18 protein-coding genes are annotated in these 20,777 nt (G+C 71.0%); 6 read left to right on the forward strand and 12 right to left on the reverse strand.

The window, feature by feature from the left end:
* Positions 1-117: 117 nt before the first annotated feature.
* On the forward strand, positions 118-1,173 hold the full coding sequence (locus WME85_RS03895; protein WP_437835334.1) for an AraC family transcriptional regulator: 1,056 nt from the start codon (positions 118-120) through the stop codon (positions 1,171-1,173).
* A 13-nt stretch (positions 1,174-1,186) separates the two neighbouring features.
* On the opposite strand, the gene WME85_RS03900 is transcribed toward WME85_RS03895, so the two are convergent.
* The 8 genes from WME85_RS03900 to WME85_RS03935 form a co-directional block, all read right to left on the reverse strand.
* Entirely contained in the window at positions 1,187-4,321 is a 3,135-nt protein-coding gene (locus tag WME85_RS03900; RefSeq protein ID WP_437835335.1) for an efflux RND transporter permease subunit, read from the reverse strand.
* A 10-nt stretch (positions 4,322-4,331) separates the two neighbouring features.
* Entirely contained in the window at positions 4,332-5,696 is a 1,365-nt protein-coding gene (locus tag WME85_RS03905; RefSeq protein ID WP_437835336.1) for an efflux RND transporter periplasmic adaptor subunit, read from the reverse strand.
* 1 nt (position 5,697) lies between these two features.
* Positions 5,698-6,027: a hypothetical protein gene (locus tag WME85_RS03910; RefSeq protein WP_437835337.1), complete on the reverse strand. Its 330-nt coding sequence runs from the start codon at positions 6,025-6,027 to the stop codon at positions 5,698-5,700.
* Between the two features lie 210 nt (positions 6,028-6,237).
* The gene (locus tag WME85_RS03915; protein ID WP_437835338.1) at positions 6,238-6,432 is read right to left on the reverse strand and encodes a hypothetical protein; all 195 of its coding nucleotides are present in this window, start codon (positions 6,430-6,432) and stop codon (positions 6,238-6,240) included.
* The gene (locus WME85_RS03920; protein WP_437835339.1) at positions 6,425-9,667 is read right to left on the reverse strand and encodes an efflux RND transporter permease subunit; all 3,243 of its coding nucleotides are present in this window, start codon (positions 9,665-9,667) and stop codon (positions 6,425-6,427) included. The genes WME85_RS03915 and WME85_RS03920 overlap by 8 nt, the downstream gene beginning before the upstream one ends.
* Before the next feature lie 10 nt (positions 9,668-9,677).
* Positions 9,678-11,033, reverse strand: a complete 1,356-nt coding sequence (locus WME85_RS03925; RefSeq protein ID WP_437835340.1) for an efflux RND transporter periplasmic adaptor subunit — start codon at positions 11,031-11,033, stop codon at positions 9,678-9,680.
* Positions 11,030-12,268, reverse strand: a complete 1,239-nt coding sequence (locus tag WME85_RS03930; protein WP_437835341.1) for a TolC family protein — start codon at positions 12,266-12,268, stop codon at positions 11,030-11,032. The genes WME85_RS03925 and WME85_RS03930 overlap by 4 nt, the downstream gene beginning before the upstream one ends.
* A gap of 164 nt (positions 12,269-12,432) precedes the next feature.
* Positions 12,433-12,699, reverse strand: coding sequence for a hypothetical protein (locus WME85_RS03935; RefSeq protein ID WP_437835342.1), 267 nt, complete (start codon positions 12,697-12,699; stop codon positions 12,433-12,435).
* Between the two features lie 837 nt (positions 12,700-13,536).
* On the opposite strand from WME85_RS03935, the gene WME85_RS03940 reads away from it, so the two are divergent.
* Positions 13,537-14,127, forward strand: coding sequence for a Uma2 family endonuclease (locus tag WME85_RS03940; protein ID WP_437835343.1), 591 nt, complete (start codon positions 13,537-13,539; stop codon positions 14,125-14,127).
* 108 nt (positions 14,128-14,235) lie between these two features.
* On the opposite strand, the gene WME85_RS03945 is transcribed toward WME85_RS03940, so the two are convergent.
* Entirely contained in the window at positions 14,236-14,835 is a 600-nt protein-coding gene (locus tag WME85_RS03945) for an RNA polymerase sigma factor (protein ID WP_437835344.1), read from the reverse strand.
* A gap of 174 nt (positions 14,836-15,009) precedes the next feature.
* Positions 15,010-16,191 (reverse strand): sigma-70 family RNA polymerase sigma factor, encoded by a 1,182-nt coding sequence (locus tag WME85_RS03950; protein WP_437835345.1) that lies wholly within the window; start codon positions 16,189-16,191, stop codon positions 15,010-15,012.
* Between the two features lie 252 nt (positions 16,192-16,443).
* Here WME85_RS03950 and WME85_RS03955 point away from each other — a divergent pair, with 252 nt between their 5' ends.
* From WME85_RS03955 to WME85_RS03965, 3 genes are read left to right on the forward strand one after another with little or no spacing between them, the layout of a single operon-like run.
* Complete coding sequence (locus WME85_RS03955) at positions 16,444-17,451, forward strand: hypothetical protein (RefSeq protein ID WP_437835346.1); 1,008 nt, start codon at positions 16,444-16,446, stop codon at positions 17,449-17,451.
* A complete protein-coding gene (locus tag WME85_RS03960) occupies positions 17,396-18,070 on the forward strand; it encodes a hypothetical protein (RefSeq protein WP_437835347.1) in 675 nt (224 codons plus the stop codon). The genes WME85_RS03955 and WME85_RS03960 overlap by 56 nt, the downstream gene beginning before the upstream one ends.
* Before the next feature lie 23 nt (positions 18,071-18,093).
* On the forward strand, positions 18,094-19,128 hold the full coding sequence (locus WME85_RS03965; protein WP_437835348.1) for a hypothetical protein: 1,035 nt from the start codon (positions 18,094-18,096) through the stop codon (positions 19,126-19,128).
* A gap of 33 nt (positions 19,129-19,161) precedes the next feature.
* On the opposite strand, the gene WME85_RS03970 is transcribed toward WME85_RS03965, so the two are convergent.
* Positions 19,162-19,701, reverse strand: a complete 540-nt coding sequence (locus WME85_RS03970) for a hypothetical protein (protein WP_437835349.1) — start codon at positions 19,699-19,701, stop codon at positions 19,162-19,164.
* Positions 19,698-20,027 carry a hypothetical protein gene (locus WME85_RS03975; protein ID WP_437835350.1) on the reverse strand — a complete coding sequence of 110 codons (330 nt, stop codon included), beginning with the start codon at positions 20,025-20,027 and terminating at the stop codon, positions 19,698-19,700. The genes WME85_RS03970 and WME85_RS03975 overlap by 4 nt, the downstream gene beginning before the upstream one ends.
* A gap of 389 nt (positions 20,028-20,416) precedes the next feature.
* Between WME85_RS03975 and WME85_RS03980 the strand changes: the two genes are divergently transcribed.
* Positions 20,417-20,653, forward strand: coding sequence for a hypothetical protein (locus tag WME85_RS03980; protein ID WP_437835351.1), 237 nt, complete (start codon positions 20,417-20,419; stop codon positions 20,651-20,653).
* The last annotated feature ends 124 nt before the right edge of the window (positions 20,654-20,777 follow it).

Consider the following 20,777-nt stretch of genomic DNA (forward strand, 5'->3'; position numbering starts at 1 on the left):
GTCATGCTCCCCTGATCGCAGCGCCATGCCCGACGCGCCCAGAACGCCGTCCGCCGCCCGAATCGCCGTCCACGAGGCGCACCGGGATCTGGCACGCCGAATGCTGGAGCCGAGCGCATGGTGCGACCCCGACCGACCGTCGCGGCGGGCGTGGTCCAGCGCGTCGTGGACCACGCGCTGCGGGCTGGCGTGCGGCTGGACGCCATGCGCCGCGCCACCCGCATGCCGCTGGCGCTCGCCGAGGACCCCGAAAGACGCGTCGAGCTCGACCGCCTGCTCGACCTGTGGACGTATCTGGGTCAGACGCTCGATGATCCGTTGTTGCCAATCCGGGTGGCGCAAGGGGCGGCCATCGAAGATCTGCACGTGCTCGGCTTCGCGATGATGACCGCGCCGTCTGTGAGCGACGCGCTCGACACGATCGCTCGCTACGGCGCGCTGCTCACCGACTCGGGTCGCTGGGAGTCGACGACGACCGCGAAACGCGTCCACGTTCGCTGGTACCGCGCGGCGCCCCTCACCCTCGGACACCGGTTGTCCAACGAGACGGCCGTCGCGCAGGGACTCGGCTGCCTGCGGCGGATCGCCGGCGCCGATCTCACGCCGGTCGAGGTGACCTTCCGCCACCCCGCGCCGCCTCGCCGGGCCGGGCACAGCGCCTTCTTCGATTGCCCCGTGAACTTTGACGCTCCGCACGACGGGCTCTCCTTCCGCCGCGAGATCCTCGACGCGGCGCCCCCCTCTGCAAACCGGACGCTCTGGGAGTACCTGTGCAGGTCCGCGGAAGCGCTGTCAGAGCCGCTCACTCCGCGCTCGATCGTGGACGCCGTCCGGCACCAGATCGTCCGCGAGCTGACGAGCGCGGGCGGCGGTATCCCGTCGCTTCCGCTCGTGGCTCGCGCCCTCGGTACGACGGAGCGGACCTTGCGCCGGCGGCTGGAAGTCGAGGGGACGAGCTTCCGGCGCCTCGTCGAGGAGGTGCGCCGCGAGCGCGCCAGCAGCTTGCTCCAGAGGGCGACGACCAGCGTGACCGAGGTCGCGCTGCAGCTCGGCTTCGCGGACACGACCGCGTTCAGCCACGCATGCCAGCGATGGTTCGGCTGCGCTCCGCGCGAGCTGCGGAGTTGCCTCCGCGCCACACGGGAGCCGCGCCCTTCCTCGCCACGCTGGTGACCTCCGCGCCCGCCTACTCCGCGGCGGGCGATAAGACCGGGCCAGAGCGCGGCGGGTGATCGGAGGCGTCCGTCTCGCTGGCGGCGTCGGCGCGGAGCCGCCCGCCCACCACGCTGTAGAGCACCGGCAGGACGAGCAGCGTGAGCAGCGTGGAGGAGATCACGCCGCCGATCACGACCGTAGCGAGCGGGCGCTGGACCTCGGCGCCGACGCCCGTGTTCAGCGCCATCGGCACGAAGCCCAGCGAAGCGACCAGCGCCGTCATGAGGACCGGCCGGAGGCGCCGCTCAGCCGCGAGCTCGATGGCCTCCCGTACCGGCATCCCGGCCGAGGTGAGCTGCCGGATGGTGGAGACGAGCACCATGTCCCCGAGCACCGCGACGCCCGACAGCGCCACGAACCCGACGCCCGCGGAGATGCTGAAGGGCAGGTCGCGAATCCAGAGCGCGACGACGCCGCCGATCGCAGCGAACGGAACGCCGGTGAAGACGCGAACCGCGTCGAGCAACCGCCCGTACGTGAAGTAGAGCAGGAGCAGGATCAGCCCCAGGGCGATGGGCACGACGACGAGCAGGCGCGCCTGGGCCCGCTCGAGGTGCTCGAACTGCCCGCCGAAGCGGACGTAGTAGCCGGGCGGGAGCTCGACCTCCTTGTCGAGCCTCGCTCGCGCCTCCTCGACGTAGGTGCCCACGTCGCGGCCGCGGACGTTCGCCTGCACCACGATCCGGCGCTTCGCCCACTCACGGTTGATCGCGGTCGGCCCCTCGGCCGTGCGGATCTTGGCGAGCCTGGAGAGGGGGATGCGCTCTCCACCGGCCGCGGTGACGAGGATGCGGCCGATCGAGGCGGGGTCCTCCCGGTAGCGATCGTCGATGCGCAGCATCACGGGGAAGCGGCGCTCGCCCTCCTGGAGCTGCCCCACTTCCCGCGCGCCGAGGGCCTCGACGACATCCAGGACCTCGGCGGCGGCGATGCCGTGCCGGGCGATGGCGCCGCGGTCGACCTCGATCTCGAGCACAGGCTGCCCTGTGACCTGCTCGGTCACCACGTCCGCGGCGCCCGGGATCCGCTTGAGGACCGCCTCGATCTCGCGCGCCTTCTGCTTCAGCGTGTCGAAGTCGTCGCCGAACAGCTTCACCCCCAGATCGGCCCGGATCCCGGCGACCATCTCGTTGACCCGCATCTCGATCGGCTGCGTGTAGATGACGCGCATGCCCGGCATCCCCGCGAGCTCCGACTCCATCGCCTGGACGAGCTCGTCCTGCGTCGCGGCGCGCTTCCATGCCTCCCGCGGCTTGAGCGTGACGAACATGTCGGACAGCTCGAGCCCCATCGGGTCCGTCGCCACCTCCGCGGTGCCCGTGCGGGTCCAGACGCGCTCGATCTCGTCCGGGAACCGCTCGAGCAGGACCCGCTCGAGCCGGGTGCCGTATCGGATCGACTCGCCCGCCGAGACCCCCGAGAGCCGCACGGTGTTGGCGACGATGGTGCCCTCACGGAGCCGCGGCACGAACTCGGCGCCGAGCCGCGTCGCCAGGAAGACCGCGTTGCCGAGCAGCAGCACGGCGCCGGCGAGCACCGCCCAGCGCCAGCGCAGCGCGAGCTGCAGCACGGGCCGGTAGGCCCGCTTGAGGAGGCGAACGAGCACGTTCTCGCGCTCCTTCATGCGGCGTGGCAGGAGCAGGCTCGCGAGCACCGGCATGAGCGTGAGCGACAGGATCATCGAGCCGATGAGCGCGAAGATCACGGTGAGCGCCATCGGGCGGAACAGCTTCCCCTCCGCCCCCTCGAGGGCGAGGATCGGCAGGTAGACGATCATGATGATGAGCTCGCCGAACATCGTTGGCCTTCGGACCTCGATAGATGCATCCAGCACGACGTCGGTCGCGCTCCGGTCGCTCGCGTCCTCCGAGAGCCGCCGGACCGAGTTCTCGACCATGATCACCGAGCTGTCGACGACGAGGCCGAAGTCGATCGCCCCGAGGCTCATCAGGCTCCCCGCCACGCCGGCGCGGAGCATCAGATCGAAGGCGAAGAGCATCGACAGGGGGATGGCCGAGGCCACGATGAGCCCCGCGCGGAGGTTGCCGAGGAAGGCAAAGAGCACCGCGATGACGAGGAGCGCGCCCTCGAGCAGGTTCTTCCTTACGGTGCCGAGCACCTTGTCGATGAGCTCGGTGCGATCGTAGACGACGGCGACGTCGATCCCTTGCGGGAGGCTCTTCTTGACCTCCTCCAGGCGCGCCTTGAGTCGGGTCGTGACGTCGTGGCTGTTCTCGCCCATCAGCATGAAGCCGAGGCCGAGCACGACCTCCCCCTGGCCGTCCGCGGTCACCGCGCCCCGCCGGATCTCGCGCCCCTCGACCACCCGGGCGACGTCGCGCACCCGGATGGGGGCCCCGCCCTTGGCGGCGACCACGATGTCCTCGATGTCGCTCACGCGCGTGGCGATGCCGATGCCCTGGATCAGGCTGGACTCGCCGGCCTGGTCCAGGGTGCCCCCACCCACGTTGGCGTTGTTCCGCTCCAGGGCCTCGGCCAGGTCGTGGAGCGAGAGCCCCCGCGCCGTGAGCTCCGCCGGATCGACGAGGACCTGGATCTGCCGCTCGTCGCCGCCCCAGGCGTTGACCTCGGCCACGCCGCGCACCGAGCGGAGCTGCGGCGCGATGACCCAGTCGTGGACCGTGCGCAGCTCGCTCAGCGACTTGCCCTTGCCGGTGACCACGTAGTGGAACACCTCGCCGAGCCCCGTGGCCACCGGGCCGAGCTCCGGGCGATCGATGCCCGGCGGCAGCGTCACGGTCTGGAGCCGCTCCATGATGACCTGACGGGCCAGGTAGATGTCCGTGTCGTCCTCGAAGCGGGCGGTGACCTGCGAGAGGCCGAAGCGGGAGAGCGAGCGGACCTCCTCGAGCCTGGGTAGCCCCGAGATCGCCTGCTCGACGGGCGCCGTGATCTGGCGCTCGATCTCGACGGGCGAGAGCGCAGGGGCGACGGTGTTGATCTGCACCTGCACCGGCGTCGTGTCCGGGAAGGCGTCGATCGGCAGCTGGCGGAACGCGAGGACCCCCGCCAGGGAGAGGCCGATCGACGCGAGGATCACGAGGAACCGGTGGCGGAGCGACCAGGTGATGACGGCGTTCAGCATGACCCGCGCCTCAATCCTCGGCGCAGCAGCCGGCGCCGATGCTCTCCTTGAGGGTCTCGGTCTTGAGCAGGAAGCTCCCTTCGGTCGCGACCTCCTCGCCCGGGCGCACGCCCTTCGTCACCTCGACCAGGTCGCCCTCGGTCGCCGCGATCTCGACCCGCCGCGCCTCGAACTGGTCCTCCGCGAGCCGCACGAACACGAGCTTCACCGTCTTCGCGCGCTGGACCGCCGCGCGGGGCACCATCACCGCGGCGCGCGCGGGGGCGAGGATGCGCGCCCGGCCGAACATGTTGGCCCGCAGCGCGCCGTCCGGGTTCGCGAGCGGGACGCGCGCCTTGGCCGTGCGCGTGGCCGGGTCGATGGCCGGCGCCACGTACGTGATCTCCCCCTTGAGCTCGCGCCCCGCGATGCCGTCGACCTCGATGACCACCGGCTGCTTCAGCGAGACGGACGGAAGGTCGGTCTCGGGGACGTCGAGCTCGGCCCACATGCTCGAGACGTCGACCACCTCGAACAGGGTCTCCTCGACGCCGACGAGCCTGCCCACGGTCGCCTTGCGCTGCGTCACGATGCCGGCGAGCGGGGTGGTGAGCGTATAGCCCCCGCTCCCGCCCGCGCTCGCGCCCACGACGGCCAGGGAGGCCGCGAAGGAGGCGCGGTCGGCACGGGCAGCGTCGAGCTCCTGCTGCGCGGCGAGGACGCTCCGGCGCGACGAGATCCCCTCCTTTTCGAGCTGCTCCTCGCGCTGCAGGTTCTCCTCGGCGATCTTGAGGCGCGACTGCGCGCTGGCCAGCCGCGATCGATCCGCCCCCACGTCGGCGCTGTCGACGATCGCCAGCGGCGCGCCCTTCTTGACCTCCGCGCCCACGTCCACGTGAAGCTGCCGGACGACCCCCGCGGCGCGGGCGTTGATCTCCGCCACCTTGAGCGCGTCGTAAACGATCCTGGCGGTCGCGGGGATGCCGCCGCCGCCCTGCCGCTCGACGGCCTTCGCGGTGAGGATGCCGGCGAGCCGGGCCGTGTCCTTGGTCTTGAACTTGACCTTCGTCCCGTCTGCCGGCGCGCCGTCGCTCGCCACGTCGGCCGCCGGCTTGCCGCCGCGCTCGGGGTGGCAGATGGGGCAGATGGACTCCGGGAACTCGTGCTCTTTGCACCAGTCTCCCTTCGCCTGGAAGATCGGGACGAGCTTCGGATTGCACTTCGTGCAGAGCGCTTCCAGCACGCCGTGCTCCTTGCACATGGCGCCCTCGACCGCCGACGCCGCGCCGGGCTTCGCCTCGGCCTTCTTCGGCGCGGCGTCGTCGGTCCCTCTGGTCCCGCACCCTGAAAGAGCGGCGAGGAGCAGGAGCATCGCGATGTGAACGCGGCCGGGCATGTCAGCTCCCCTTCGGCGGCCTGACGATCTTCAGGTCGGGGTTGCACTTGAGGCACTGCGACTCGGGCACTCCGTGCTCCGCGCACCAGTCGTTCGTGGCCTTGAAGGCCGGGATCAGGTCCGGGTTGCAGCGGGTGCACTGCGACTCGGGCACCTCGTGCTCCCCGCACCAGTCCTCGTGGGAGCCGGGCTTCACGTCGGTCGGCGCGTGCGCCGCCTTCGCCTGCGTCTGCTCGGGCGCGGCCTTGCCCGAGCTCGGCGCCTCCTTCGAGCACGACGCGGCGCCGAGGGCGAAGATACAGAGCACGAGCGAGATGGAACGAAGCTTCATGGACCTTTTCTCCTTGTTGTTCGCAACGTCACGTGACGGATGAGCCTCGGGCACGCCATCGCTGTCGCGCGCCTGCGCACCGCCGCTCGGCGCTGCCACTCCCCCGCCGACCTGCGCACGAGCGTGATGCGCGAGGTGAATAGAGCAGAGCCGAACGGCCGCGCCGGAGCGGGCGCGCGACGGCGCGTCGCGAACACGCCCTCCGCTCGGCTAGCGTGCGGGGCGGGCCATCCCCGCCTCGCTGCCCCCGCCGGCCCCGCCCGCGCCCTCGGGCCCGCCTCCCTCGCCCTCCTCGCAATGCTCGCCTTCATGGCAGTTGTCGCCGCCGCAGCCGGCGGCGCTCGCGGCGGCCGCCATGGCGACGAGGGCGGCAAGCACGAGGAAATAACGATGTCGCTCACGCATGGGGATCTCCTTCATCGATGGTGTGTTCGGGGACTGGAGGCGCCAAAGCGGCTTGCGCCTCTCTTGCATGAAACAAGCGATACAGCGTCGGCAGGATCAGGAGCGTGAGGGCCGTCGACGAGATGATGCCCCCGATCACGACGGTCGCGAGCGGCCGCTGCACCTCGGAGCCGGTGCCGGTCGCGAGCGCCATCGGGACGAAGCCGAGGGCGGCGACGAGCGCCGTCATGAGCACGGGGCGGAGCCGCGCGATCGAGCCGTGGAAGACGGCATCGTCGAGCGACTCGCCCTGATGGCGCATGTTCTCGATGAAGGTCACCATCACGAGGCCGTTGAGCACGGCGACGCCCGAGAGCGCGATGAACCCGACGGCCGCCGAGATCGAGACCGGCAGCCCGCGGATCCAGAGCGCGAAGATGCCCCCGGTCAGCGCGAGCGGGACGCCGGTGAAGATCAACAAGGCGTTCTTGAGCGCCCCGAAGGACAGGAAGAGCAACCCGAAGATGAGCCCGAGCGCGGCCGGCACGACCAGGGCGAGCCGCTGGCGCGCGGCGATGAGGTTCTCGAACTGCCCTCCCCAGGCCGTCCAGTAGCCGGCCGGGAGCTTCACCTCGGCGTCGATCCGCTGCTGCGCGTCGGCCACGAAGCTCCCGAGGTCCCGCCCGCGCACGTTCGCTTGCACCACGACCCGGCGCTTTCCGTTCTCCCGGCTCACCTGGTTCGGCCCCTCCTCGATGGAGATCTTGGCCACCGAGCCGAGCGGGACGAACGCCGCGCGCTGTCCGGCGCGCCCGGTCATGGCGGCGGTCCGCGTGGCGCCTTCCGGGGCGTCCGCCGCCGGCAGCGGGACGGGCAGGTTCTGGAGCGCGCGGATGTCGCCGCGGATCGCCTCGGGCAGGCGGATGACGAGGTCGAAGCGCTTGTCGCCCTCGAACACCTCGCCGGCGCTGATGCCCCCGACCGCTGCCTCCACCACCGCCTGCACGTCACCGATGTTGAGCCCGTAACGGGCGGCGGCGTCCCGGTCGATGTCGATCGTGAGCACCGGCAGCCCCGTGACCTGCTCGACCTTGACGTCGGCGGCGCCCGGCGTCTTTCCGAGGATGCCGCCGATCTTCTGCGCCTCCTTGAGCATGACGTCGAGGTCGTCGCCGAAGACCTTCACGGCGACGTCGCTCCGCACGCCCGAGATGAGCTCGTTGAACCGGAGCTCGATGGGCTGGCTGAACTCGTAGTTCTGCCCGGGTAGCTCCTCGACGACCTCCTCGATCGCCTCCGCGAGCTCCTCCTGCGTCTTCGCCTTCTTCCACGCGCTTCGCGGCTTCAGCATCAGGTAGGTGTCGGAGACGTTGGGGCCCATCGGATCGGTCGCGACCTCGGCCGTCCCCGTCCGGGCGAAGATGTGCTCGATCTCGTCCGGGAACCGCTCCTTGAGCACGCGCTCGAGCTGCATCTGCATCTCGACGCTCGTGGTGATCCCGATCGAGGGGATCCTCGCCGGCTGGAGCGCCAGGGCGCCTTCGCTCAGCTTGGGCGCGAACTCGCTGCCGAGCCGGGTCGCGGCGAACCCGGAGATCGCGAGCAGGGCGAGCGCGCCGATCACCACCGGGCCGCGGTGGGCGAGGGCCCAGCCGAGGACCCGCTCGTAGCCGCGCTTGGCGCGCCGGAAGAGGAAGTTCTCCTTCTCGTCCACCTTGCCGGTCAGGACGAGCGCCACCAGCGCGGGGATGAACGTCATCGACAGGATCGTCGCGCCGGCGAGCGCGAGGACCACCGTCTCCGCCATCGGCCTGAACATCTTCCCCTCGATGCCCGTGAGCGTCAGGATCGGCAGGTAGACGATCGCGATGATGATCTCGCCGAAGATCGTCGCTTTCCGGACCTCCTGCGAGGCCTCGTAGGCCAGCTCGATCCGCTCGTCGCGGGTGAGCACCCGCCCGAGCCGGTGCTGCTCCTCGGCGAAGCGCCGGACGCAGTTCTCGACGATGATGACCGAGCCGTCGACGATGAGGCCGAAGTCGATCGCCCCGAGGCTCATCAGGTTGCCGCTGATCTTGCCCTCGACCATGCCGGTGATGGCGATGAGCATCGAGAACGGGATGGCGAGGGCGGCGATGAGCGCGGCGCGGACGTTGCCGAGCAGGAGGAACAGCACGACGACGACCAGCGCCGCGCCCTCGAGGAGGCTCCGCTGCACGGTGCTCAGGGTCGCATCGACGAGGTAGGTGCGGTCGTAGACGGTCTTGGCCGTGACCCCCTCCGGGAGCGACTTGTTGACCGACTGCATCCGCTCGCTGACGCGCTGCGAGACGGACCGGCTGTTCTCGCCGACGAGCATGATGGCGGTGCCGATGACGACCTCGCGCCCGTCCTCGGTCGCGGCGCCGGTGCGGAGCTCGCGGCCCACGCCCACCTCCGCGACGTCCCCGACGCGGATCGGGACCCCATCGTGATGGCCGACGAGGATGCGGCGGATGTCGTCCTGGCCCTGGACGAGCCCGGTCGCGCGGATCAGGTACTGCTCGCCCTTGTGCTCGATGTAGCCGCCGCCCGCGTTGGCGTTGTTCTTCGCGACGGCCTCGAGCACGTCGCGGAACGACAGGCCGTAGCCGACGAGCTTCGCGGGATCGGGCGAGACCTGGTAGAGCTGCTCATAGCCGCCGATCGAGTTGATCTCCGTGACGCCCTGGACCGTGCGGAGCTGCGGGCGCACGATCCAGTCCTGGATGGTGCGCAGATCGGTGAGCTCGTACGGCTTGCCGTCGGGCCGCCGGGCCTCGGGCGAGGCCTCGAGCGTCCACATGTAGATCTCGCCGAGCCCGGTCGCGATCGGGCCCATCTGCGGCTCGCCGAGGCCGGGCGGCAGGCTCTCCTTGGCCGCCGCGAGGCGCTCGCTCACGAGCTGGCGCGCCCAGAAGATGTCGGTGCCGTCCTTGAAGATGACCGTCACCTGCGACAGGCCGTAGCGCGACAGGGACCGGACCTGCTCGACGCTGGGGATGCCGCCCATCGCCCACTCGATCGGGAAGGTGACGCGCCGCTCGACCTCGACGGGCGACAGCGCCTTGACCGAGGTGTTGATCTGCACCTGGACGTTGGTGATGTCGGGCACCGCGTCGATCGGCAGGCGGTTGAAGTTGTAGACGCCGAGCGCTCCGACCGCGAGCGTGAGGACCACGACGAGCCAGCGATGGCGGACGGAGAACGCGAGGATCTTCGCAAGGAGGGTGAGCATCGGTTCCTCCTCAGTGCGCGTGGTCGTGGCCCGCCTCGGATTTCCCGAGCTCGGCCTTGAGGAGGAAGCTGTTCTTGCCGACGTAGCGCTCCCCCGAGGCGATGCCGTCCAGCACCTCGACGAGGTCGGCGCCCTGCTCGCCTGGCGCCTTGCCGTAGCGGCCCGGCTTGATGGCCCGGGCCTCGAAGGCGTCGCCCTCCTGGACGAAGACGACGTCCTTCCCCTCGACGCGCTGCAGCCCGTCGTACGAGACGACGACCGGCGCGTCGACCTCGGCGACGGCCACGTCGGCGGTCACGAACAGACCGGGCCGCCACGCGGCGCCGGGGTTCTTCAGCACGACGCGCGCGGTGGCCGAGCGCGTCTGCTCCCCGACGACCGGGCCGACATAGGCGATCTCGCCGTCCGCGGGCTGTTCGATGCCCTCGGCCCGCACGCGGGCGGGCTGGCCGGCGCTGACGCGCGCGAGGTCCTTCGCGTACACGGTGACGTTGACCCAGATCGTCGAGAGATCGGCGATGACGAACGCCTGCGTGTCGTCCTTGAGCACCTCGCCGATGTTGATGTGCTTCTCGATGATCGTGCCGTCGATCGGGGCGATGAGCGCGTACGCGCCCCCCTTCGCGCCGGAGCCCGCGCCGGACGACGCCTGGAGCTTCTGGGCGGCGCTGCGATGCTCGATCTTCGCCTCGGCGAGCGCCTGCTTCGACGAGAGGTACTCCTTCTCGGCGGCGATCTTCTCCTTCCAGAGCGCCTCTTCGCGGTTGAAGTTCGCCTCCGCGAGCTCGAGCCGCTCCTTCGCGGTCAAGAGCTCCCGCTGGAGCTCCGCGAACTCGCGGCTGTCGAGGATCGCGAGCACGTCGCCCTTCTTCACGGTGTCGCCGAGCTGCTTCCTCACCTCGCGCGCCGTGCCGGACACGCGAGGCGTGACGTGGGCGAGGGCTTCGGCGTTGAGCGCCACCTCTCCCGGGAGCGAGACGGTGTCCGCGACCTTGCCCGGACCGGCCGTCAGGAGCTCGAGCCGCGCGTTGTCGAGCGCCTCGGGCGACAGCTTGACCTTGCCTTCCTCGTGCTCGCCCTCTGCGTGCTCGCCGTGGCCGTGCTCGCCCTCTGCGTGCTCGCCGTGGCCATGGGCCGCCTCTCCGGGCTCGCCGTGGTCGTGGGCCGCCTCGCCGGGCTTGCCGTGGTCGTGGCCCTCGTGCTCCTCGGCGTCGTGATCGTGAACCGAGTGCTCGACGAGCACGGTCCCGGTCGCCACCGCGGCGATGAGGAGCAGGAGCCCCCCTACCAGCGCGGCGATCTTCGCGCGCGTCAGCTCGATCTTCACCTTGGGCTTCACCTTGGGCTTCACCTTGGGAGCGCTCATTGCGGGGCCCTCCCCGCCGCGACCAGCAGCTCGATCTTGGCGTTCGCGTGGGCGTGCTCGGCGTCGAGGAGCGCGGCCTGGGCGTCGAGCGCCTCGCGGCGCACGAGGAGGACGCTCGCGAGGTCGTTCTCTCCGAGCTCGTATCCCCTCGTCGACAGCGCCACGGCCTGCATCGAGAGGCGCGCGGCAGGCGCGAGATGTGCGAGCGCGTTCCGCGTCGCCTCGTAGCGCGCGTAGAGCCCCTGGATGTCGCCCGCCGCGCTGGCCCGGCTCGCGGCGAGGCGGGCCGTCGCGGCGTCGACCTCGGCCTCGGCCGTCGCGACCCCCGCCCGGTTCGCGTTCAGGATCGGCACGGGCACGGCGAGGCCGATCATCCCGATGTTGGCCTGGTCGTCCCGCTCGTACTGGGCGAGCACGCTGACGGTCGGCCATCGTCCGGCCCGCTCTCGACCGGACCGGGCCCTGGCCGCCTCCAGCGCCGCGCGGGCGGCGCGCACGTCGGCCCGCTGATCGGCGCCGCGGAGCAGCGTCGCCAGGGGAGGTGGGGCTTCCGGAGGCACCAGCGCCCCCGTGACCTTCCCGTCCTTCGAGGGGAGGCCCAGCATCGACAGGAGCCCCAGCGTGTCGGCCTCGCGCGTCCCCACGGCGGCCGCCTCGGCGGCGGCGTCGCGCCCCTCCTGGAGCCTCGCGAGCGTCACGTCGATCTCCGGCACTTCCCCCGCCTTCTTGCGCTTCTCCGAGGTGGCGAGGAGCCGCTGGGCGAGCGCGCGGCGCTCCGTCGCGAGGGCGACCTGCGCCTCGTCGCGCAGCACGAGCGCGTGCTGGAGGAGCGCGGCCAGCAGCAGGCGCCGCTGGGTCCCCTCGGCGGTGGCCAGGGCGGCGCGCTGCTCCGCCCTGGCGGCCTCGACGCGCGCGCCTCGCTGGCCGCCGAGCTCGATCGGCCACGACAGCGAGGCCGTGGCGGCGGCCGGCCTGCCCCCATCGGGGTTGAAGCGGATCCCTCCCATCCCGGACAGGACCGGGTTTTCGAGCGAGACGACCCCCGCGGCGGTGACGGCGGCGCCGGCGACGGCGGCCTCGGAAGAGGCGACGCGCGCGGCCGGCGCAGCGCGTGCGAGCTCGGCGACCCGCGCGCGGGTGAGCGGGGCCTCGGCGGCGACCGCCGCCTTCGGTATCAGGAGGTGGAGAGCGGTCGATGTAATGACGAGCAGACGACGTGATTGCGTGCGGAGCATGGACGGACAGCCCTCGAGCGCGTCGAGCGCTCGCGCGAAGAACCGCGGTTGTGCCCGGTCAGGTTCGCGCGAGGGGACGGAGCCTCCGGCGGCGTCGCGCAGAGGCGCTCATGCACCTGGACGCTGCTGCCGTGCTCGTGATCGCGACACCTGATGTGGGCGCCTCAGGCGCGCGGGCGTCGGGGTGGCCGTTCGAGGCGGTACGTGAGGGAGCGCCCCGGCATCTCCGGCGGGGTCGATACGGCGATCTCGTAAGCCTCGAGGAGGATGTAGGGCAGCACCTCGTCCAGGGGCAGCATCATGGGGATGCGGCCGCAGGCGCAGTCCTGGCAGCTCGGTGGACAGTCGTGGTGCGAGCGGTCCGGCGATCCGTCATCGCGATCGTCCGGGGAGGAGGACACGAGCAACGGGTGCTCGCAAGCGACCGACATGCCGAGCGCCTGGAGAGTGTGGCCCTGAGCGAGGAGCCCGACGACGAGGAACACCGGAAGCGCGGCGCAGATCCAGCGAAGGATCGCGCTGCGTGGACGGTGGGGTCGCCGGGTAAGGGACATCCGCCGTGAGGATGCGGGAGGGCGGGGCGAGCGTCAAGGAAGCCGGGCCGAGGGAGAGGGGACGGCACGCGAGCCATGCGCTGCATTGCCGAGGGGCGCCAGACCGGGGGATCACCGGGGGGCAGAGGCGAGAAGGGCGGCAGACCCGGGGGCCACCGGGGGGCAGAGGCGAGAAGGGCGGCAGACCCGGGGGCCACCGGGGGGCAGAAGCGAAAAAGGGTCCTGTGGAGCGGTTCGGGGCAGCCGTGGAGCGGTTCGGGGCAACGGTGAGGCGGTTCGGGGCAACGGTGAGGCGGTTCGGGGCAACGGTGAGGCGGTTCGGGGCAACGGTGAGGCGGTTCGGGGCAACGGTGAGGCGGTTCGGGGCAACCGTGGGGCGGTTCGGGGCAACGGTGAGGCGGTTCGGGGCAACGGTGAGGCGGTTCGGGGCAACGGTGAGGCGGTTCGGGGCAACGGTGAGGCGGTTCGGGGCAACGGTGAGGCGGTTCGGGGCAACCGTGGGGCGGTTCGGGAGCAGGCTCACGAGCGCACCCGGGACCTCGGCGCTCACGAGCGCCGCGACCGAGCGCGTCACCCTCGCCGCAAACCGCCCGGGCAAGGCCTCCAGATTGATGGACGGATTGAGCCTCTCGCTTCGGAGCGGAGGTGCTGTATTGCGTCGCGCGCGAGCACGGTGGTCTTGCCTCGCCGCGTGCCCCCGGGCAGGCTTGGACCATGGGTCAGCCCGCCGCGAAGACCCGCCGCGCCACCTACGCCGACCTCGAGGCCGTCCCGCCGAACAAGGTGGCGGAGCTCATCGGGGGCGTGCTGCACGTCATGCCCCGACCCGCGCCGCGACACGCGAACGCGAGCTCGGTCCTGGGTATCGAGATCGGCGGCCCTTTCCAGCGTGGTCGTGGAGGCCCTGGTGGCTGGTGGATCCTCGACGAGCCCGAGCTGCGCTTCCCTGACCCGGCCGCGCCGGGTGAGGTGGATGCGGTCGTGCCGGACATTGCCGGCTGGCGGCGCGAGAGGATGCCCGAGCTGCCGGAGACGGCCTACTTCGCGCTCGCCCCGGATTGGATCTGCGATGTCTTGAGCCCGTCGACGGAGCGGGTCGATCGCGAGGAGAAGATGCCCGTGTACGCACGCGAAGACGTGCGGCACGCCTGGCTCGTTGATCCCGTCAAGCGCACGCTCGAGACCTTCTCGCTCGTTCCTGGTCCGGAGTGGGAGCGCGGCCCGGTCTACCGCGACGCTGCGCGCGTCCGTCTCGTGCCCTTCGAGGCCATCGAGCTCGACCTCTCCGTGCTCTGGGCGACGTAGCACGGTGATCACGGTGACTCTGGCCGCACGCTTTACGGGGCTCTCCCGGCGCACGCAGGCGCGATGGCGGACGGGCGACTCACGCTGCAGGCTGCCAGTCGTCGGTCCCTAACGGCCGAGCAGACCCCGAAGCCTGCTTCGAGCTCGGCCGACCCGCCGAACCGCCGTCGAGCTCGGCATACCGAGCCTGCGCGCGACGTCGCGGAGCCCATGGCCGACGGCGCAGAGGGCGAGCATCTCCCGGTCTCGCTGCGGCAGCCTGGATACGGCGAGCCGCACGGCGAGGATGCGCTCGCGCGCCTGGACGAGGAGATCGTCGTCCCGCGGCGGCTCCGGCTGCACGCTCCATGGATCAGCCACCGGGATCTCCCGGCGGATCCAGGCGCGCTTGAGGTGGTGCCCCACCTTGCGCCAGACGATGCCGTACAGCCAGCCGAGGAGCGCTCGCCGCGGGTCGACCGACGCGTCCGGGCGGTACCTGCCCTCCTCGACAGCCATCCATGCAGCCAGGATCACGTTCTGCACCACGTCCTCACGGTCGCGGGGCGATACGCCGCCGGCGCTGACGAGCGCGGCGATCCAGCGGCGTTCGGCGACGATGCGCTCGACAGGAATGCGGACCGCGGGGTGCTGCGCAACGCAGGGATAGCCCCGTCGGGGCGCGCTGTGCTCGTGGACAGCGGTTGTCGTGCGGCGTCGAGTCTGCATACCGGATCTCGGGGAAAAGTGTCTGTCGAGGAGCCCTCACGCCGTCGCGCGCCCGTGGCGGCCGCGCCCGCGCCGTGCGCGCAGGCGGACTTCGTCGCTCGCGGCCGAGTCAGCCCACGTCGAGGCCCTCAGGGCGTCAGTGCTCGTGATGCCTCGTCGGTGAGGCGCTCTTCCTCAGCGATCGGGCGCCGCTGGCGTCGAGGGAGCCAGGGGCACGTCGCCGTCGGGCGCGGAGGCGATGCCGGGCAGGTCGTGGCGGCGCCGCTCCAGCAGCGCCCGCGCCAGCGCGTCATCCCCGATGGCGCGCGCGGCGGCGGCCATCCTCAGGCGCTCCTGCTCATCGCCCTGAGCGCCGTGCGAGCGCTGCGGTAGCCGGAGCATGGATCGAGGACGAAGAGGCGTGCTGTCATGGTCGTGCGAGGCCACCATCGTTCCTGGCGAAGGCAGCTTGTTGCCCTCGGCTGAAGACGAGCGCTCGCTCGATACTCCCGCCGGCGCCGCGGTCGACGGGGCGTGAGCGCGCGTCGCGAGAGAGGAGCCCGACCGCGCCGCGCCTCCGGGAGCGAGGAGGCCGCCGTGCCCGGCCAGCAGGAGACCGGCTGTCAGGACCACGCTCCAGGCGCTCACCGCGACCGAGGCGCAGGCGTGAGCGATGGGCCATACCTGCGGTGCCCTCGCGCCGCGTACCGCGTCACGGACCGCGCGCCCGGCGCGCTGCAGCAGCTGCTCCCACGATGCCGCGCGGCGGGAACGCTCCCCAGAGCAACAGGCCGCGCGCACCGGCAGCAAGGCGGCGAGGCGGCGGTGATGGCGCGCCTGCCACCGGCGCGCCGCCGCCTTGAGCTCCTCGCGGCCATGGCGGACTCGGCTCTTCGCGGTCGTGGCAGGTATCGAGAGAAGCTCCGCGACATGCCCGATCCCCGCCTCGTCGAGCTCGTGGGCGATCACCGCTTGGCGCCGCTCCGGCGGCAGCTCGAGGAGCAGCGCCGACAGGAGCTGCCGCCGCTCGTGCTCCATCTGGCGCTCCTCGGAGCTCGGCGCCTCGTCGGCGACCTCCAGCGGCTCGTCCGGCCACGGCTGCTCGCGCCGTCGCTGGGCGCGGCGCCGGTACATGGATGCATGGTTGCGAACGATCGCCTTCAGCCAGGCGCGCAGCTCGCCCCGGGCTGGGTCGAAGGTGGCTAAGGCCCGCGAGATGCTGTGCAGCACCTCCTGAAGGACATCCTCCCTGTCGGCCTCTGGGATCCTCTCTGAGACGACGCAGCCGCGCAGGTAGCGGAGGTGCTCGCGGACGAGGGTCTCCCAGGTGGGCACCGTCGCTCCGACGGGCGCGCCGCGGGGCTCCTTTGCATCCATGCCCGATCCATTATCCGCCGGTTACCCGATGGTGCTCGAAATCGTTCCTGCGCCGCCGGGCTGACGATGTTGCGTTCCTGGTGGATTCCGGGTCCCCGCCAGGCGCTGAGCCGACGTGGCGAGGTGTGAGCGGAGGGCGGTTTCTCGCTGCATTACGTGGACGTATTCTGATTCGCCATCAAAAATCTCGCACGCTCCGGGCTCGGGATGCGCGCTTGCGGGCGATCGGTGCGCCGCATAGGCTCGCCGCCCATGCGCTTGACGAGGTGCCTGGGGCTTGCGCTCCTGTTGTGCGCTTCAGGCTGGAGCCGCGGCGCGCTGGCCGAGGCGCTGCAGTCGCCCGGTACGGGGACCGGGGGCTCACCCTCGACGGTCTCGCCATCAGGAGCCTCGCGCTCCGCCGCTGCACCCGCGGGCGTCTCGTCCGCGACGACCGTGGAGACGCTGCGCCGCGCGGAGCAGGCGCGGCGCGCGGGGCGTTGGGAGGATGCAGCGGCGGCGTATCGAGCGGCATGGGAGTCGACCGGCGACCCTCGATGGGCCGGGGAGCTCGGGCTCGCGGAGCTCGCGCTGCGCCGGTACCGCGATGCCGCGGAGCACCTGCGCCGGGCGCTCGACGCAGGGGACGCGCTCGCGCCCGGTGTGAGGGCTCGGTTTCAGCAGGGGCTGGAGCGCGCCGCGCACGAGGTCGCCGCGGTCGCGATCGTGGTGGGCAAGCCCGAGGCCGAGGTGTTCATGGACGGCCGGCGCGTCGGCCAGGGGCTCGCCACCTACGTGGTCTATGTCGAGCCTGGCGGCCATGAGGCACGGGCGGCGCTGCACGGCCACGAGGACGGCGTGGGGCGGTTCGAGGCGCTGCGCGGGGACACGCCGGCGATCGGGCTGGCCTTGAAGGAGAAGCCGCCGGCGTCGCGGCCGGCGGCACCGCCGCGCGCCGCGGCGGCTGCGCCGGGGTCGGCGGCGTTGCGGCCCGCGACGGGGGGAACGCGAGCTTCGTGGCGAGCGGTGTGGTGGGCGCGGCGGCGCTCTCGTCGTTCTGGTGGGCGCCCTCGCCGGACCACCGCGGCGGCGTCCGCGTGGTCCCGCAGGCGACGGCGCAAGGCGGCGCTATCCGGATCGAAGGCGCGTGGTGATGGTCCGGCGTCGAGGAGGAGCAGCGATGAGGCGGTGCGATGCAGCGCGAATTCTGGCGGTGCTGGCTGGCATGGGCGGTGCGGCGATCGCGGCGGCGAGCGGCTGCGGGGCCGTCGACGGGTATGACTGCCACGAGCTCATGGCGTGCGATTACATCACCGAGGACGGCACGAACAACGCGGCCTGCTTGGGCACGTGCGTCGACGCCGACATCCCTGATTTTGACGCGCCGCCGCGCATCGTCTGGATCGGGCCTGCTTCGGAGCAGCCCTCCTGCAAGGACGCCTTGCTGGATGGGGCGGGTGGCGATGGCGTAGGGCTGGAGGAATACGAGCGTTTGGTCGCCGAGCCGGATGGCCCTGTCCGCTGCGAGATGGAGGGAGACTACGCGAAGTGCCCCTCCGGTGGTGGCGCCGAGCGCCACGTGTTCTCCGAGCGGTTCACCTTCTGGAAGGTGCTCGACGACAGCCGCGACTGCACGCCGTGCGCGTGCACCGAAACGGCGCCGAGCACGTGCGAGGCGCTCGTGTCGACGTTCGAGGACGAGGCGTGCACCGACCTGCTGGACTCCACCGTGATCCGACAGCGCGTCTGTCATGACGCCGATCCCGGTTCAGCGCTCGGGAGCATGCGCGCGGAGTGGCGGGTCAACGCGCCCGGGGAATGCGCGTCGAGCGGCGGGGAGCTCGTGGGCGAGCTGGTCCTGGCGAGAAGGACGCTGTGCTGCATGCCGGAGGGAACATGATGCGCGCGACAGGGAGGACGGGTATGCAGACGATATCGATGGCGGCGGCGCTCCTTTCGCTCGGCGCCTGCGCGGCCCTGGTCGGGGCATCGTGCACTAGCTTGCCGTGCGGCGACGGGACGTGCCCGAACGCCAGGGATCACACCTGCCCCTGGCGCTGCTCGCGACCCCTGTATGACGAGGACCACGACTTCTTCGAGCGTTTCAACGCCCGTGATACATACATGGTCTGGATCGGGGACCCGCGCGACGCGCCAGATTGTACGGCGGTCAACGCCTATCACGCTCGGGACTCCTACCAGGATCCGAAATCCCTCGACCGCTGCCCCCGCTGCGTCACCGAGCCGCGGCGAGAGAGGACCTACGTGCGGATCACCACGGAGAAAGGTGGTCACTGCGCCGACGGGACAGATGGTGACGCCTCGAACGTCGGCGGGTTCGTCCTGCCGGTCGCGTGGGATGGCAGCTGCCTATCCCAGAGGGTGATCTTGAATCCCCCCGTAGAGGACGTGGACATCGCCGCGGGCGGCGTCACGTACGATGAATCCGAGCCGACCTGCGACGTGTCGTTCTCGCCGGAGGACGTGGTGGCCTCCTGGGGGACCCTCGTCCGGGCATGCTGGCGTGCCTGGGAGCTGGACCAGATCTGCGGGGCGCTGGGCACCCAGTGTACTCCGGATCTGGCGCCGGGCTTCCGTGACTGCCTGCCGTATTACGGCGATGAGGCGCTCAAGGGGTGTCCCGACTCTCATCCCGATCTCGTGCAGGCCCACCGAGGCGTGAAGGGGTGCACCAGGTGCGAGGTCGAGGAGACGGGCTCACGGGAGACGACGGAGACGCTCACGTTCTACGCGGACGAGGGGTGTACCCAGCCCATTCCCTCCACTGGCCTGGAGGACGATGTATGCTTCGACCTGCCCCACGGCTCTGTCCCGCGAAGCATCAGCGCGACATTCACCGTCGAACGCACCGCCACGTGCACGGCCGTCGGCGGCGAGCAGGAGGGCGAGCTCGCGCCGGGAGACGTGGTGACCTACTGCTGCGGGCCGGCCGGTTGAATCTCGCACGAGCCGCGGCCGGCTACCGGCGACCTACTGGATGCGCAACCGTTCAAAATCGTTAAAGGCCCGCTCGACGAGATTCATCACCGACCGACCGCCTGGCCGCCGCAGCATGGTGAGGTTCGGGAAATCAAAGGTGCACGGAATGAGGATTTTTCCGTCGCGCTCCCACGGGTACTCGGCGTTCTCAGGCGACGCCAATCGGTCGGTAGCCGGTGCGAGCTTCTCGATTTCCCGAGCGAGGGTTGTCGCATTCCGCTGGAGAGTCTGGAGCACTGCATCCTGCCCTCGATATTCGTCGCGAATCGTCTCGCAGCGAAAGAACTGATTGATGAACTCGACGAACCCGGTGTGATATCTCACCAGCTCGTCCACGTCAGCGGCGGTGTCGCGGATGCGATACGCCTTGGCGATCTTCTCGGTCGCCATTTGAAGGTAGTGCAGCGTGTGACATTGCGCAAAGCTGGGTCTCGTGAGCGCCGAGAGATGCTTGTAGACGCCCCAGTCCGATCGTCCTTGTGCTGCGAACGCTTCGGCAAAGGCCTGACGCCTTGCTCCGGCATCCGTCACGCTGCCAGCTCGTCGCGCGTAAACCGCTGCGCGCGGTCGAGCCTCCAGCCCTTCGGGAGCTTCGAATCGTCCGCCTGGATCGCCTCGAACTCCGCGGGCGTCACTTCAGCGATGACCGTTGGGAACGGAACGTCTTGGGTCGGCGCGAACTCGAACGGAGTGACGCCTCCGGTGGCCACGGTCGCGGCGTTGACCTCCAGCAGCTTGATAGGCTCCGTCGCGCTGGCTTCGTTCTCAGCGACGATGCGATAGACAGCTTGAAGATGCGGCTCGATCGCAAAGTGCTCCGCAATGAGCTCCCGCGCTACCTGATCCTTCGAGGGCATGCTCGATCATACCCCCCAAGGGTTGTCCTGACAACCGCGACGTGGTCGCGCTGGCGGGCGTCGAGCAAGCGTGCACCCGAGGCGTCGTCCCTACCCAGCGGCGCGCACTGCTCGGAGGCCGATCGTCGGCGGCAGAGTCTCACGTCACGCGACCGAGCATGTCGCGGCACCGGCCGGCCGGTCGCCCGGCATCATGCTCGACTCAGCGAGCCGCCCGAGCGCGTGCCTCGATCATCCCGCCTGGCCGACGCGGTGCAGCCACCTACCCGCCCGGCGCCACCACCTACCGGCTCGGCGTCCCCGAGTACGTGACCACGAGCCGCTCCCGCGCCCGCGTACACGCCACGTAGAGCAAGTACGCGCGCGAGAGGTCCCCGAACCTCGTCAACATGAAGATCCCCGTCGGGCCGCCCGATACCAGCGCAGGCGACGCGAGCGCCAGGCGCTGGGCGGAAGCGCGGCTCTCGTGGGAGCGCGGGAAGCTCCGGATGGAGGTCGTCGGCAGGGACGTGGAGCATCGGCGGATCCCGGCGAACGAAGGCGGACGCGCCTGGGTCGCATGCCGTTCGCGCTCGCTCCCGAGCGAGCACGAGACGAGCTGGATCTTCGAGGCCGCCGCGAAATAGCCTGGGCTGGAGGTGGCGGCAACGGGAGGAGGCGCTTCTCGTGGTCAGTCCCGGCGTCGATCGAGCGGGGCCCGCGCGTCGGTGTGTATTCGCTCTGCTCTTCTACGATTGTGCTGCAACTGCC

Source organism: Sorangium sp. So ce1153 (genome assembly GCF_051521595.1).
Taxonomy (GTDB): Bacteria; Myxococcota_A; Polyangia; order Polyangiales; family Polyangiaceae; genus Sorangium.